The organism is Myxococcus virescens (assembly GCF_900101905.1).
Taxonomy (GTDB): domain Bacteria; phylum Myxococcota; class Myxococcia; order Myxococcales; family Myxococcaceae; genus Myxococcus; species Myxococcus virescens.
This window is the reverse complement of the sequence record NZ_FNAJ01000020.1, coordinates 72,325-88,228: the sequence shown is the minus strand read 5'-3', so window position 1 is coordinate 88,228 and position 15,904 is coordinate 72,325. Positions and strand designations below refer to the sequence as shown.

Genomic DNA, 15,904 nt, shown 5'->3' with positions numbered 1-15,904 from the left:
GGGAGACCCCTTCCTAGACTCCGCCCCCCTCCGATGCGCGCCTACCTTCTTACCTCCGCGCTGCTCCTCGTGTCCTGCAACGTCGGCACCGAGAGCAAGCCCCCTCCGTCCACCCGGCTCGTGTACCCGAGCGGTCTTGCCTTCTGGCGCCCCGAAGCGGGTCCGTCCACCAACGGATACCTCTACGTAGCGAGCGCCAACTTCGACAAGTGCTACGACTCGGGTTCGGTCGTCGCGCTGGATCTGGACGCCGTGGGGGTGCGGCCCTTCGGCACGGACTTCGACCCCGGGGAGTCGCTGCCCAACGACGTCACGTCGCTGGGCATCGGCGCCCAGTCCTACGTGCAGATTCAGAGCTTCGCCGGCGAGATGGCCATGTGGAGCCCTCCGGGGCGGCCACCGCGGCTGTTCGTCCCGGCGCGGGCCGAGGGCAGCCTGCTTCACGCCATCGATGTGGGCGATGACGGCCTCAGCCTGAGCTGCGTGCAGGGCGGCGAGCGTGACTGCCGCGTCAATGCGCTGTCGCTGCTGGATGTCCCAGGCGCCTCCAACGGATTGCCTTCGGCTCCGGGGCCGCTGGGTGTCAGCGTCGCCGGCAACGGCGAGGACGCTCGCGTCTGGGTGACGCACACGGAGCTGGCCGGGCCGCCGACGACCTTCACCGAAGCGGACCTGGGGGGCTACGTGCTTCACCTCCCCGCGGCGAACCCCACGCGCGACGCGCTGAACACCAGCGAGTTCGTGGCGCTGGGGACCAATGACCGGCTCTCCGGCGTCGCGCACGCGACGGCCATTGGCAGCCGGTATGTGTACGTCTCGGGGCGCAACTCTTCCTCCGCGCAGCTGGGGGCGCTGCCGGCGCGCTTCATCCTGCGGCTGGTGGACCGGACCGTCGCGGGTCGCGTGCTGGAGACCGACCTGGAGCTGTCGTACTCGGTGCGTGAGGCGCGCGGCGTGGCGGTGGTTCCCTCGGCCACGCGCGTGCCCGACCCGGCGTCGCCCGAGCTCACCATCGTGGACGAGCGCGTCTACCTGCTGGCGCGCGGTCCGGACACGTTGCTCATCCTGGACGTCCTGAACGCGGCGGGCACGGCGCCTGACGCGGGGACGACCCCCAGCGTGCGCATCGTGTCGGCGCTGCCGGTGCCCGCGGGCGCCAGCGAGCTGGAAGTCATTCCGCGCGGCCCGGGTCGCGGCAATCTGGTGGCGGTGACGGGCAGCGGCGACGAAGCCGTGGCCATCTTCGACGAAGAAGTCGGGCAGCTCGTCGCCCAGGTGCAGGTGGGCGACAACGACCCGAACCAGCCCAGCCAGCCCTTTGGCCTGGCCGCGGACGTCCGCGGCAACAGCGCTCGCATCTTCACCAGCACCTTTGGCGACGGCCGCGTGGCCATCATCGACATTCCCGACCTCGACCGGCCGCAGAACGCCCGGTTGGTGGCGCGGCTCGGCGCCCGGCAGGGAAGAGACCCGCGCCAGGGCACCAGCCTGTGCCAGGAGACCTCACCGTGAAGCGCGGTACCCTTGCTCTGCTCCTCGCGAGCGCCGGCCTGTCCGGCAGTTGCTCCTCCACCAACGTGACGACGGGCTTCGCTGGCCTGTCCGGCACCTTCGACGTGACGCTGGCCAACAACCTCGTCTTCGTCACGTCGTCGGACCGGGACGAGCTGCGCGTGCTCGACCTGGAATCGAACCCCCGCACCTTCGTCCCCGCGCCCAACCCGCTGGAGGCGCTGTCCATCCCCGTGCTGGACCGGCCGGACGCGCTCACGCGCGACGTGGCGTACAACGCGGAAGGCAACGACGTCCCGGGGCCGTACATCTACGCGCGCAGCTCGGGCTCGTCGGAGGTTTCGGTGGTGGCGTCCGCGCGCGACCAGCTCCGGCAGGTCGCCCGGCTCCAGGCGCCGAGCATCGTCACGGCCTTCGCGGCGCGATCGCCCGCCGAGGGCAGCGGCGGACCCAGCACGCTGTACTACGCCATCCAGGACCCCGACGGCATCTTCGGCGCGGACACCGGTGGCGCCCGGGTGATGCGGCAGGAGATTCCGGGGCCAGACGCACTGCAGGCCGCGGAGCCCGCGCCGATTCCCGAACCGGTGACGGTGTTCTGCCTCCAGCCCGGTGAGTCCATCCTGTCCATGACGATGCTGGCGGGCCAGGGCCAGTTCGCGGTGGCCACACGGCAGGCGTCGGGCCGGTCGGGCCGCACGCTGCTCGTCACCGATTCAGGGCCGGTCGCGGACTGCCTTCAGCCTTCCGCGCCCACCGTGGATTTGTCCGAGGGCTTCGGCAACGTGCCGGTGCGGCTCCTGGTGAGCCACCCCCGGATCTCCATCCCCAACGTGGAGGCCATCAACGCGGGGCGCTACATCTTCGGCGTCCGTGACGAGGCCTCTTGCTCCGCCGCGCGCGAGTGCTCCGGAGTGCTCGCGGTGGACACCGAGTCATCCCCCCCCGGCCAGACGGCGAGGGACCTCAGCGGTGCGCCGATGCTGCCCATCTTCCCCGCGGGCGGCTTGCCGACGGGACTGGCCCTGATTCCGGACGCGCCGCTTCGCATCGTGCTCGACGATGGCTCGACGCCCCCTCTCACGGTGCCGCTCCTGGGAATCATGCCGTCCTCCAACGGCTACATCTCGTTGTTCTCCGCGAGCGACCTGCGCCAGTTCGACCTGTCGGGGGCGAGCGCACGCTCCACGGTGGCGCTGCTGGACAGCAACGAGTTGCCGCTCGTCATCGAGACGACGGACCTGGTGACGGTGACCCAGGACCAGACGCTCCAGTCGACGGTGCTCTACGAGGGCTCCGTTCCAAACGGCTTCTACCGGATCATCTACCAGGGCGCGTTGCCAGGGCTGAGTGGCCTGCCTCGGGAGCCCTCCACCCCGCGGCTCTTCGAGGCCGAGGCCACCGCGGCCGCTTCGGCGCGGGCCGGGGACATCATCGTCCTGGAGGGCACGGATGTGGTGTGCGCCGTCGACCTGCCCATCGCGTCGGTGGAGCCCGTTGCGGGGACCACCCGGGTGCGCTTCGCCATCGCGGACTCGCAGGAGATTCCGACGGACTGCGCCAGCCTGACGCGCTTCACAGTCCGTGCGGGTGGAGACCAGCCCTTCGTCCTCTTCGACGAGGCGGGCACCTTCCTGTCCCGCGATGTGACGGGGGCCTCGAGCTACAGCATCCCCACGGAGTACTTCTTCCACCCCGACACCTTCTACTTCGACGACGACGCCAACCCTCAGACGCCGCCGGTGCCGAACCTGTCGAAGTTCCCCCAGCCGCCGCCGCCGCTGCGCATCCGCGTGGCGGCGGTGGGCCGCGAGGTGCGTCGGGGAGACCGCTACGCGGTGACGGTGAATTCCGGCATCCGTAACTACATCTTCACGCCGGACGTCAGGGCGGGGACGGAGCTGGCCTTCTACACGCTGCCTGGGCCCGTGGTGGCCGCCCAGGACCGCAGCGCGAGGTTCGCCTACATCGCCTACCCGTCGGCGGATGGCATTCTCCAGGTCGGCTTTCAGGGGCTCACCGACAACCGGGCGCAGTCATTGGCACTGGTTCCCTTCGAGTAACTGGGCGGGAGTGGAGGGGTCTGCTATCGTCCGGGGCCTCCTGGTTCACGCGAGTCAAGACCGATGATCGATCAGAACTCCCGTCCTGCCCGCAAGGTAGGCATCGCCGACCACCTGTGGGAGGCGTTCGAAGACATGGCCCAGCAGATGGGCTCGGATCGTGATGCCCTGATCAACCAGGCGCTCTTCATGTTCGCGCGCCTGAACGGCTTCCTCGAGGTGAAGTCCCGCTCCGAGGCCGCCGTGGCACCCGTGGCCGCCGCGCCGGTGAAGCCCGTGCAGGCCGCTGCCGCCGCGCCGCCGCGTCCGTCCGCGCCGCCGGTGCTGGCGCCCGCGCCCCGGCCAGAGACCACGCCCGCGCCCGCCCGTCCTCCCGTGCGCGCCACGCCGGAAGAGCGGGCCTCCGCCAATGGCCTGGACAATGACCCGGTGCGCCGCGAGGTGGCCGAGCGCGTCCTGGAGACCGCCGCGGAGCTGGAGCGCCTCATCAAGGGCAAGAACAGCGAGCCGCCCCCTCCCGCCGACGACATGGTGGAGGATGACGAGGAGCCGCTGCCCGAGGCCGAGGATCCGGGCCTCATGGACGAGGAGCCGCCCCCCGATGAGGCCGAGGAAGAGCCCGCCGACGACCTCGCCGAGGAGGAGGAGGTCGGCGCGCTGTACCTGGTGACCGAGTCCGGTGATCAGGAGCAGATCGTCAAGGACCGCTTCGTCATCGGCCGCGGCAAGCACTGCGACTTCGTCATCAACTCCGGCAAGGTCTCCCGTGAGCACGCGGTCATCGTCCACGAGGGCGACGACTGGATCATCGAAGACCTGGGCTCGTCCAACGGCACCTGGTTCAACAAGCAGCGCATCAAGCGCCGCAAGGTCGAGGACGGGGACGAGTATTTCATCTGCAGCGAGAAAATCCGTCTCCTGGTCCGATAATGAGGTGACCCAGGCCCCGTCCCGCGGGGCTTCTGGTTGTTCGCCAATTGACGGGCTCCAGGCGTCCCTGGTTTGATAACGGACGCCTGCCGCGAAGAGGACAGGCGATGATGACGCCTGTTCAAATCGCGTTGTGGACGGTTCTTGGAGTGGCCCTCGTGATCTCCGTGGTGACGGATGTGCTTCGCCGCGAGATCCTCGACGCGGTCACCTACCCGCTGATGGCGGTGGGCCTGGGCGTGCGCCTGGCCACCGAAGGGGTGGGGGACCTGGAGCATGGGCTCATCAGTGGTGTGGTATCGGGGGTAGGGCTCGCGTTGATGCTGCTGCCAGCGGCGCTTCGCGGGCGGATGGGGTGGGGCGACGTGAAGTTGATGGGCGGGGTCGGAGCCGTGCTGGGCTTCCCGGCGGTGCTCGCGGCCGCGGCCTTCATCTCACTGGTGGGCGCGCTTCAAGCAGTGGTGACACTGCTCTGGCAAGGCGCGGTTTGGGACACGCTGGCGGCAGTGGTGCGCCGGTGGGCGGTGTGGGTGCGTTTGGCCAGCGCGGACGCGCAGCCGGCGCCCCAGCGCCACATTCCCTATGGAGTGGCCATCGCGCTCGGCACCGTCTGGGCGCTGTGGTGGCAGCACGGAACGTTGGGTTAGCTCGGACTTCTGGAAGAGAAGAGGGGACACGGACGATGTTCACACGCATCACGCATGCCGCGGCGCTAGGCGCCCTCATCGCACTGGTGGCGGGCGGCAGCGCCCTGGCGCAGGATGGCACCACCGTCAGCCTCGGCGTGGGTTCCCAGAAGGTGATCACCATCCCTGGTCTCAGCCGCGTGGCGCTCGGTGATCCGAGCGTCGCCGAGGTGAAGACGCTCGGCTCCGGCCAGCTGCTCATCACCGGTCAGGCTGAAGGCAAGACGACGCTGCTCGTCTGGAAGTCCTCGGGCCAGCGCGTCAGCTACCTGGTGGCGGTTCGCAAGCAGGACCCCAACGAGGTCATCTCCGAAATCAAGCGCCTGCTGGGTGAGATTGAAGGCGTCTCCGTCCGCATGGTGGGTGATCGCATCTACCTGGACGGTCAGGCCTACACCACGCAGGACGCCGACCGCATCGAGCAGGTGGTGGGCCTCTACCCGAACGTGAAGTCGTTCGTGAAGATTGCCCCCAACGCCAAGAAGCTGGTGGCCCAGAACCTCAACGCGGCCTTCCAGAAGGCGGGCCTGAAGAACGTCCAGGCCAACGTGGTGGGCGCCACCATCTTCCTGGAGGGCTCCGTGGAGAGCCAGCAGGACCTCCAGAAGGCGGAGCTCATCACCAAGGCCATCGGTGAGAAGGTGGAGAACCTCCTCGTCGTCGGCATCAAGCGGATGATCCTCTCCGAGGTCCAGTTCGTCGAAATCCGCCGCAACAGCCGCGACCGCTACGGCATCCGCTACCCGACGGACATCACGGGTACGGCGACGGCCATCGCCAGCATCTCCCAGGAGCTCTTCCCGGGCACCTTTGGCTCGGGCGTGTCCACGCTCACGCTCAACGCGAACTCGGACTTCTCCTTCGGCTTCCAGGGCAACGACGGTTACGGCCGTCTGCTCGCGCAGCCCAAGCTGGTGTGCGCCAGCGGTGAGAAGGCGGAGTTCCTCGCCGGTGGCGAGGTTCCCATCCCGCTCATCACGAACAACCAGTTCACGGTGGAGTTCAAGAAGTACGGCGTCATCCTGAACCTGCGCCCCACTGCGGACCGCAACGGCAACATCCAGACGGAGATCGAGGCGGAGGCCTCTGAAATCGACACCTCCGTGGCGGTGTCCTTCGGTGGTTCGTCCTCCATCCCCGGCTTCCGGACCCGCAAGGTGAAGACGAACGTCACCGTGCGCCATGGTGAGACCATCGTCCTGTCCGGCGTGTTCAGCCACGACGAGCAGAAGTCCGTGTCGAAGCTCCCCGGCCTGGGTCACATCCCGATTATCGGTGAGCTCTTCAAGAGCCGTGGTTTCGACTCCACCAAGCGCGAGCTGGTCATCTTCGTCACCCCGCGCATCGTCAACCCGGACTCCGACAAGGTCCGCACCATCATCGAGGACGTGAAGAGCCGCTACAAGCAGGCCCGGTCCGAGGTGAACTTCAACATCTTCGACTGAGGCGGGCGCCCCGGGCGCCGTTTCAGACGGGCCTTCCGGGCCCACGGCACGGGCCGGCTTCTTCCCTTCCGGGGGCGGTTGCCGGCCCGTTGCCTTGCGGGCAAGCATTCAACCCGGTTCTCACGCTTTGAGGACGAAGGGGGGCTTGCTAGCATCCGTCCCCATGTTTCTCATCACCCTCGCGGAAAAGGGCGGCGGGACCGAGCAGCGCGAGTATCACAAGAATGAAGTCACCATCGGCCGTCTGCCGGGCAATGACATCATCCTCGCGAAGGGCAACGTCTCCAAGTACCACTCGCGAATCGTTGCCAAGGACGGGAAGTTCATCATCGTGGACATGAAGTCCACGAATGGCACGTTCGTGAACGGCAAGAAGATTGCCGCGCCCCAGGTTCTCAAGCCGACCGACCAGGTCTACATCGGCGACTACATCCTCAACGTGGAGGCGCTCGAGGACGAGGGCCCGGTGATGACCCGCGCGGGTCAGGCCGAAGAGGAGTACTACGACGAGCAGGGCGAGGAGCCCTACGAGGACGAGGAAGGGGCTTACGAAGACGAGGAGCCCTACGAGGAGGAGGAAGAAGAAGCGCCGCCTCCCGCGCCCGCTCCCAAAGGCATGCCGGCGTCGCTGGCGTCCGCCCTGGCGAAGAACAAGCGCAAGGTGGATCCGCGTCAGGAGCGCTACACCCGGCTCCAGAAGGAAATCCATGACCGGCTCATCGAGTACCTCGATCTGCGCCGCATGGACATGGACCGGCTCGGCGACGACGAGCTGTGGCGCCGCACCGAGAAGGCCATCCGCGACATCATCGACCAGATGGAAGCGGACGGAGAGCTTCCGGAGGACGTGGACCGCGAGGAGCTGCTCACTGACGTCATCAACGAGGCGCTGGGGCTCGGGCCCCTCGAGGCGTTCCTCGCGTCGGATGACATCAGCGAGATCATGGTGAACCACGCCAACCAGATCTACATCGAGCGCAAGGGCAAGCTGACCCTGTCGGAGAAGACGTTCTCCTCCAACCAGGCGGTGCTCGGCGTCATCGAACGCATCGTGGCGCCCATTGGCCGCCGCATCGACGAGTCCAGCCCGCTGGTGGACGCGCGCCTCAAGGACGGCAGCCGCGTCAACGCCATCATCCCTCCGCTGGCGCTGAAGGGGCCCTGCATCACCATCCGCAAGTTCAAGAAGGACTCGCTGAAGATCGCGGACCTCATCAAGTACAAGACCGTCACGGCGCAGATGGCCGAGTTCCTGGAGATGTGCGTCAAGGCCCGGCGCAACATCGTCATCTCCGGCGGCACCGGTTCCGGGAAGACGACGACGCTGAACATCATCAGCTCCTTCATCCCGGAGGGTGAGCGCATCATCACCGTGGAGGACGCCGCCGAGCTGCAGCTGCCGCAGGACCACTGGGTGCAACTGGAGAGCCGGCCGCCCAACCTGGAAGGCAAGGGCGCCATCACCATCCGCGAGCTGGTGAAGAACTGCCTGCGCATGCGGCCCGACCGCATCGTCGTGGGTGAGTGCCGCTCCGGTGAGACGCTGGACATGCTCCAGGCCATGAACACCGGCCACGACGGTTCGCTCACCACGCTCCATGCGAATACACCGCGTGACGCCATCGCCCGCTTGGAGACGATGGTGCTCATGTCCGGCATGGACCTGCCGGTGAAGGCCATCCGTGAGCAGATCGCCAGCGCGGTGCACATGATCGTGCAGCAGACGCGCTTCTCCGACGGCACGCGGAAGATCTGCTACATCACCGAGGTGTCCGGCATGGAGGTCGACATCGTGACCCTCCAGGACATCTTCTATTTCAAGCAGGATGGCTTCACGGAGGACCACAAGGTCCGTGGCCGCTACGTCGCCTCCGGCTTCGTGCCGAAGTTCTACGACGAGCTGCAGCGTAAGGGCATCCCCGTCAACATGAGCATCTTCCGCGAGGACTGACGCGCCCATGGCCACCCTGGTCGTCCGTCACCCTGACGGCACTGAGAACGAATTCGCCATCACGGGCGAGCTGAAGATTGGCCGCCAGCAGGGCAGTGACATCCTCATCACCGAAGGGGGCGTGTCGCGGACGCACGCGCGCGTCTTCGACGAAGGCGGCACCGTCTTCATCGAGGACGTGGGCAGCGCCAACGGCACGTTCGTCGACGGCCAGCGCATCATGGAGCCCACGGCCCTGACGCCGCAGTCGGAGGTCCTCCTCGGGGACTACGTGCTGCGTCTCAAGGCGGCCGCGGTGCGGGGGTCTGGGGCCCGGCGCGCGGCGGCCAGGCCCGCGGCGGGGGGCGATGAGCCCATGCCGGTGGGCGACGAGGGCGGCGGTGTACGCGCCACCCGGGCCATGCCCAGCATCAAGAAGGGCTCCGGCGCGGCGAAGAGCGAGCCCGGCGCGGCGCTGGCGAAGCGGCCCGCGCGTCCGGCACGTCCCGCCCCGGGTGGCGGCGCACGTCCGGCGCCGGCGGGTGGCCCGGTGCTTCGCGGCATGGTCGGTCCCTGGGCCGGCCAGACGTATCCGCTCAAGGGCAAGGTGATCGTGGGGCGGCAGCCGCCCGCCGGCATCATGCTGGATGACGACTCCGTGAGCCGCCGCCACGCGGAGCTGGAAGCGACCAGCTCGGGCGTGACGGTGCGGGACCTGGGCAGCGCCAACGGGACGCTGCTCAACGGCGAGCCGTTGGACCAGACGCCGGTTCCGCTCGAGCCGGGGGATCAGCTCCAGTTCGGCGTGGTGGAGATGACCTTCGAGCCCGAACCTTCCGCGGTGCCCGTGCGCCGGGGCGCGGCGGGCGCGGCGCGTGGGGGCTCGGACGAGGATCCCGCCGCCAAGCGCAAGAAGCTCATCATGGTGGCGGCCGGACTGGTGGGCGTGCTGCTGATGGTGGGCATGGTGTCCTCCATCCTGAACCCCAAGCCGGTGGACGTTCAGGGGCCGGGCGGGGCCGCGCAGATGGATCCGGCGCAGAAGATCCAGGAGCTGCTGAGCGAGTGCCGCTCCTACGCCTCCAGCGAGCTGGGCGCCCCCAACTGGGAGAAGGCCCACGAGGTCTGCACCCAGGCGTTGGACCTGGACCCCATCCACCCGGAGGCGAACACGCTCATCCGGCGCATCAAGCTGGAGAAGGAGTCCTTCGAGTACTACTCGCAGGGCGAGCGGCTCCTGCAGCGCCTCAAGCCGGAAGAGGCCCTGGAGTCGTTCCGGAAGATCCAGAAGGAGAGCGAGTACTTCCGCCGCGCCCGCGCCAAGGCGCGCGAGGCCGCCGAGGCGGTGACGAAACGCGCACAGGAGGACTGCAAGCTGTACCTGCGTGACTCGCAGTGGAGCGCCGCCGTGTCTCGCTGCGAGGTGTACATGGCGGTGTGGTGCCAGTCGAAGTCGCGCGAGGACCTGCAGCCGCCCCTGGGCTTCACGCTGAAGCTGGAGGGTCGCCTGCGCCGCGACGAGTGGCGGCCGAAGGATCCGATGTTCGTGAAGTTCCTCATCGCGCGGCAGAAGATGGACGCCAACGCGGCGCCGTGGGAGTGCCCGGTGGCGGAGGTGCTGGCCGGTGACGAGCGGGTCGTGGACCCGCGCACCTTCGTCATGGAGGCGGCGAAGAAGCGCTTCCCCAACAAGCTGATGCAGGCCGCGCTCCTGGACTACTGGGGTGGCCGTGGCAGCGAGGCGCTGGCCACCATGCAGAAGCTGCGCGCCAACTACGAGGCCGCGCAGTACCACGCCGAGGCGGACGAGCTGATGAAGATCATGTCCACCGTGGATCAGCTCTTCAAGGTGGGCCAGAGCTACCTGGCCGCCGAGGATCCGGAGAAGGCCGCGGAGCCCTTCCGCGAGGCGCTGGCCACGGACAAGGCGGTGATGCTGGAGCTGGCGGAGTCCAAGCCGTCCTTCTACCGGCGCAACATCCTCCAGGACATCGCGGAGAAGTCGTACCAGCGCGGCAAGCATTGGGCCGACCGCGAGGACCGCCGCCGGGCCTGCCGCGTGTGGAAGCTGGGGTTCAGCTTCTACGCGGGCAATCCGAACCTGAACAAGGCGGCGGCCTTCTGCTCCTCGAGGGCCCTGGAGGCCTTCCGCGCGGCGTCTGGCTGCGGCGACATGGCGGTGGCGCTGGACTACGCCGTCAAGGGCGACGGTGTGGAGGAGATGGTCGTCGCGAAGCAGGCCGAGCTGGGCTGCAAGTAGCACGCGTCGTGGACAGGGCGGGGCGGGCGCGCTAGGCACGGGGGCATGGTCGACACCAGCCCTTCGCGCTCAGCGCCCACCCTGGTCCTCATCGACGCGTCCGGCTTCATCTTCCGCGCCTACCACGCCATCCCTCCGCTCACGACGAGCAAGGGGGTGCAGACCAACGCCGTGCTGGGCTTCACGCGCATGGTGCTCAAGGCCCTGCGTGAGCTGAAGCCCACACACGTGGCGCTCGCCTTCGACAAGGAGAGCCGCACCGAGCGCCAGAAGATTGATCCGACGTACAAGGCGAACCGCGAGGGCCCCCCGGAGGACCTGGTTCCCCAGTTCGCCCTCATCCGCCGCGTGGTGGAAGCCATCAACGTGCCTGTGCTGGAGGTGGCCGGCTGGGAAGCCGACGACGTCATCGGCACGCTGGCCGTGAAGGCGAAGCAGGAGGGGTTCTGCGTCCAGGTCGTCACCGGCGACAAGGACTTCGTGCAGATTGTCGACGACGACGTGCGCCTGTACGACCCGATGAAGGACGTGCACACGCTGCCCGCGGACGTGAAGGCGCGGCTGGGCATCGAGCCGGGGCAGATGCGGGACTACCTGGCCCTCATCGGCGACGCGGTGGACAACGTCCCCAAGGTGCCGGGCATCGGTCCGAAGACGGCCACCGAGCTCATCCAGCAGTTTGGTGACGTGGAGACGCTGCTCTCGCGCCTGGATGAGGTGAAGAAGCCGAAGATCCGGGAGAACATCGCCTCGCACCGCGAGAGCCTCCTGCGCGCCAAGGTGCTCGTCACCTTCAAGACGGACCTGTCGCTGGACGTGCGCATGGCGGACCTGGTCCGCCGGCCGGTGGACGCGCAGCGCTCGCGCGAGCTGTTCACCGAGCTGGAGTTCTTCGCCCTCCTCAAGGAGCTGCCCCAGCAGGACGGTGTCGCCGGGGCGTCCGAGGAGGTGAAGGAGAAGCCCGCGCCGCTGGCGGTGACGCCGCGGCTGGTGGGCACGGACGCGGAGCTCGCCCAACTGGCTGGCGCCGTGCGCGAGGCGGGCGCCGTCACCCTGATTCCCGCCTACGAGGGCTCACCTTTCGGCGCGAAGCTGGTGGGCCTGGGCGTGGCGCTGCCGGACGGGCAGACGGCGTATGTGCCGCTGCGGCACGCGCAGCTCGGCGTCACCCAGGTGCGGCCAGAGGCCTTCACCGCGGCCTTCCGCGAGGTGCTGGAGGACGCGGCGGTGAAGAAGGGCGGGCATGACCTCAAGGCGCTCAGCCTGGTGCTGGCCAACGACGGCATCACCCTGCACGGCGTGCACGACGACGTGGAGCTGCTCAGCTACCTGCTCAACCCGTCCCGCCGCGAGCACGCGCTGGTGGACCTGGCGCGCGAGCGGCTGAACACGGAGCTGCCGCCGCTGCCGCCCGCCGCGGAGGGCAAGCGCGGCAAGAAGGACCGCGCGCTGGCGGACCACACGGTGGAGGAGGTGGCCACCGGCTTCGCCATCCGCGCCGAGGCCGCGCGGCGGCTGGCGCCCGAGCTGTGGAAGGAGCTGGAGGCGGCGAAGCTGGCGGCGCTTGCTCGCGACATGGAGCTGCCGCTGTTGCCGCTGCTGGCGCAGATGGAGCGCAGGGGCGTGCTGCTGGACACCGCCGAGCTGTCGCGCACCTCCGTGAAGGTGGACGCCGCCGTCGAGGCGCAGGTGAAGGAGGTCTACCGGCACGCGGGCCGCGAGTTCAACATCGGCTCCAATCCTCAGCTGGTGGAGGTGCTCTTCACGGAGCTGAAGCTGCCCATCATCAAGCGGGGCAAGACGGGCCCGTCCGCGGACCAGGAGGTGCTGGAGAAGCTGTCCGAGGAGCACCCGCTGCCGGGCGCCATCATCGAGTATCGCAGCCTGTCCAAGCTGAAGAGCACCTACCTGGACACGCTGCCCACGCTGGTGGCCGCCGACGGGCGCATTCACACCACCTACCACCAGGCGGCCACCGCCACCGGGCGCCTGTCCTCCACCGACCCGAACCTCCAGAACATCCCCGTCCGCACCGACCTGGGGCGGGAGATTCGCCGCGCCTTCGTGGCCGCGGAAGGGCACCAGCTGGTGAGCGCGGACTACAGCCAGGTGGAGCTGCGGCTGCTGGCGCACATCGCGGACGACCCCGTGCTCATCGAGGCCTTCCTCCACGACGAGGACATCCACACCCGCACCGCGGCCGAGGTGTTCGGCGTGGCCAAGGAGCAGGTGGACCGCGAGCAGCGCCGCGTCGCGAAGATGGTGAACTTCGGCATCGCCTACGGCCTGTCACCGCACGGCCTGGGGGCGCGGCTGGGCATTGCCCAGGACGTGGCCCGAGACATCATCGAGCGGTACTTCACGCGCTACGCCGGCATCCGGCGTTACCTGGAGGAGACGGTCGATAGGGCGCGCAAGACGGGCTACGTGGAGACGCTCTACGGCCGCCGCCGCTACATGGCGGACCTGAACTCCAAGAACCGCGGCGTGGCCCAGGCCGCCGAGCGCGCCGCCATCAACATGCCCATCCAGGGCACCGCCGCGGACCTCATCAAGAAGGCCATGCTGGCGGTGGACGAGGCGTTGACGGCCCAGAAGCTGCGCACGCGGATGCTGCTGCAGGTCCACGACGAACTCCTCTTCGAAGCACCCGATGCGGAAGTGGAGCAGGTGAAGGCGCTGGCGGTGAAGGCCATGTCCTCGGTGGCCGACCTGAAGGTGCCGCTCAAGGTCGAGGTGGGCGCGGGGCGCAGCTGGGCGGACGCGCACTGACGCGCGGGCAGGGCGGGGCGGCGCGAAAAAATACGGGAGGAGCGCCCACCCCCGTAGGCGCCCCTCCCGCATGCTCCACCCGCGGCCCCCACAGCCGCTGCTGCACACACTGCGACAAATGCGCCGACCCGTCCGACCGGCGAGTCGCGTGGACCCCCATCCACGCGTCTTGCCAGCGGCTCGCGGTGCGCGCTCACCACTCCCCAGCGGGAGCACGCCTTCCCACAAAGCGCGCCATGGGCCCCCACCCAGGCACACTCCCTCCCGCCGGTCTCGGACGCGCCCGTTTCCGGGCACGTCAAGTCGAACGGGCCGGCCAACCCCTACACGCCCTCAGTGCATTGCCGTACGTCCATCTCCCGTGTCCGGGGACACGCGCCGCGTCCGGGAAGGACGCTCGAAGTATTCGACGACCAGCCCACCGAAGGGCACCCGCGGACCATCCGCTCGCGGGTCCTTCATCCGTTGGAGGAGCGCCACCGCGGAGTCCACGGCTTCGTCCACGGCGCGGTTGATGCGCTCGCGCTCCCAATCCCCGCCACCGAGCACCTCGGAGGCATCCACCAGGCAGCGCCGCAGCGCCGCGAATTCGTCATAGAGCGAGCGGGCGCCCCGGTGCGCCGACAAGCGCAGCACCGCGCGGGTGCGACTCCAGGGGCTGGACTCCTCGCCCGCGAGCGTCCGGCCCAGCTCGCGGATGAAGGGCTCCACCAGGTTGTCCAACTGGGTGGGGGCGCCCCGCGACGCGTCCGAATCGGGCGCCGCCAGCACCATCCTTCGCCACAGCGCGGAGATTCGATCCGGCTGCTGACGGAAGAACCGCGCCAGCACGGCTGCCTTACGTCCACGCTCGCTCATGTCCAGTGCCTTCCGCATCGCGTACGGAAGCCAAAGCAATCCATCGGCCAAGACCCCTGGGATAAGTCTCCCCAGTGAAATCAGCCATTTGCCTTGAAGGGATGGGCAGGCAGAGGAGCAGCACGCCCGTAGAAACTACAGGCCCCGCCCTGTAGTCATGGCAGGGCGGGAAGGGCGGCGCTCAGTGGAGGGTGGGCTTCGGCGGCCGGCCGTTGGGGCCGTCTTCGTCGTCCAGTTCACCCGGGAGGTCGCCAATGGCGCTGTCCGCGGGTGCCTCGCCGTCCTGGGCCTCCAGGTGGGCTTCCGTGCCCTGCGAGCCCGCGGGCCAGTCCGGCCAGGTGGAGTCCCCGGCACTCACGGCGGTGCCCTGCGCCTGGGCCTGCGCGGCCTGGGCGGCCAGCAGCCGCAGCGCGGCGTCCTCCGCGGCATCCTGGGCCGCCATCTCCGCCAGCTTCGCGGCGCGCTGCTGGCGGCGGCGGGCATAGGCGGCCACGCAGAGGAAGGACGCGCTCAGCCAGACGAGCGCGGAGCTGGTGGTGAGTGGGAGCCAGCCGTAGCGCGCGGCCAGGCCTTCACGCCAGTCGGTCTCCTCGACCAACAGCGAGGTGCGGAAGGCCTTGCCGAAGGCCGTCTCGAAGGGCTCGCCGCGCGCCACGCCGTCCACGAGCGCGGCCATGGCCTGGGGGCCGAACTTCGCCGACAGGTGCGCGACGAAGGCGGCGCTCTGCGCGTAGGCGATTTCCACGTCCGACGGCACGTCCGGCCAGGCCCGGTCGAGGTGTTCGAAGTGGAACACGCGCTCCTGGGTGACAGCCCGGAAGAGGGCGGAGTAGTGCGTCAGGGAGTAGCGCTCCCCGGTGACGTATTGCGCGACGCCTTCCTGGAACCAGCGCGGCCACGACGGAGCCAGCTGCCCCAGGGCCACGTGCGCCAGCTCGTGCCGGAGCGTCTGCTGGCCCTCCGGCTCATGAAGGCTGAGCGCGTCCAGCAGGATGATTTGATGGGCGGGGTAGGCCAGCGCCACGGCCCACCCGGGGGGCTTTCCTCCGGGCAGCGCCAGGGCCTCGAATTCCTTGCGGCCCACGCCCAGGCGAATCTCGGTGACGCCCGGCCAGTCCTTGCCCAGGATGGTGCCGAACCGGTCTCGGACACCTTCAATCTGCCGGGACAGCTCGTGCGCGGCCGCGGTGGCGGCGGCGGTGTGGAGGATGCGGAAGCGCTTCGTCGTCACGTCCCCGCTGACCTCGGGCGGACGCGTCAGGGGCACCAGCGCGGCGTCCGTCACGACGTCATGGGCGTGGGTGCCATGAGGGCCGCCCGGTTCCTGGGCCCAGGCCCCAGGGGCGGCGAGCAGCAGGAGCAGGACAAGCAGGTGGCGCATGTGCGGCGGCCTCACGTTCCCACTGACATAACAGCCTCGCCCCAGGTTGCAGCAACCTCACCGCGCG

10 protein-coding genes are annotated in these 15,904 nt (G+C 69.0%); 8 read left to right on the top strand and 2 right to left on the bottom strand.

Annotated features, from left to right (window positions below; translation table 11 throughout):
* The first annotated feature begins 33 nt into the window (after positions 1-33).
* From BLU09_RS33680 to polA, 8 genes are all read left to right on the top strand, one after another.
* Complete coding sequence (locus BLU09_RS33680) at positions 34-1,512, top strand: YncE family protein (RefSeq protein WP_228565292.1); 1,479 nt, start codon at positions 34-36, stop codon at positions 1,510-1,512.
* A complete protein-coding gene (locus BLU09_RS33675; RefSeq protein WP_244172267.1) occupies positions 1,509-3,575 on the top strand; it encodes a hypothetical protein in 2,067 nt (688 codons plus the stop codon). The genes BLU09_RS33680 and BLU09_RS33675 overlap by 4 nt, the downstream gene beginning before the upstream one ends.
* 63 nt (positions 3,576-3,638) lie before the next feature.
* Positions 3,639-4,505: an FHA domain-containing protein gene (locus BLU09_RS33670; protein ID WP_090494918.1), complete on the top strand. Its 867-nt coding sequence runs from the start codon at positions 3,639-3,641 to the stop codon at positions 4,503-4,505.
* Positions 4,506-4,612: 107 nt separating this feature from the next.
* Positions 4,613-5,152: an A24 family peptidase gene (locus BLU09_RS33665; RefSeq protein ID WP_020478566.1), complete on the top strand. Its 540-nt coding sequence runs from the start codon at positions 4,613-4,615 to the stop codon at positions 5,150-5,152.
* Between the two features lie 35 nt (positions 5,153-5,187).
* Positions 5,188-6,636, top strand: a complete 1,449-nt coding sequence (locus tag BLU09_RS33660) for a type II and III secretion system protein family protein (protein WP_090494915.1) — start codon at positions 5,188-5,190, stop codon at positions 6,634-6,636.
* Positions 6,637-6,799: 163 nt separating this feature from the next.
* The gene (locus BLU09_RS33655) at positions 6,800-8,587 is read left to right on the top strand and encodes a TadA family conjugal transfer-associated ATPase (protein WP_090494912.1); all 1,788 of its coding nucleotides are present in this window, start codon (positions 6,800-6,802) and stop codon (positions 8,585-8,587) included.
* A 7-nt stretch (positions 8,588-8,594) separates the two neighbouring features.
* A complete protein-coding gene (locus BLU09_RS33650) occupies positions 8,595-10,826 on the top strand; it encodes an FHA domain-containing protein (protein ID WP_090494911.1) in 2,232 nt (743 codons plus the stop codon).
* Between the two features lie 45 nt (positions 10,827-10,871).
* A complete protein-coding gene (gene polA, locus BLU09_RS33645) occupies positions 10,872-13,598 on the top strand; it encodes a DNA polymerase I (RefSeq protein WP_090494908.1) in 2,727 nt (908 codons plus the stop codon).
* 333 nt (positions 13,599-13,931) lie between these two features.
* On the opposite strand, the gene BLU09_RS33640 is transcribed toward polA, so the two are convergent.
* Both BLU09_RS33640 and BLU09_RS33635 read right to left on the bottom strand, forming a co-directional pair.
* Complete coding sequence (locus tag BLU09_RS33640) at positions 13,932-14,474, bottom strand: hypothetical protein (protein ID WP_090494907.1); 543 nt, start codon at positions 14,472-14,474, stop codon at positions 13,932-13,934.
* A 163-nt stretch (positions 14,475-14,637) separates the two neighbouring features.
* Entirely contained in the window at positions 14,638-15,837 is a 1,200-nt protein-coding gene (locus BLU09_RS33635; protein WP_186817885.1) for a peptidase MA family metallohydrolase, read from the bottom strand.
* Between the last annotated feature and the right edge of the window lie 67 nt (positions 15,838-15,904).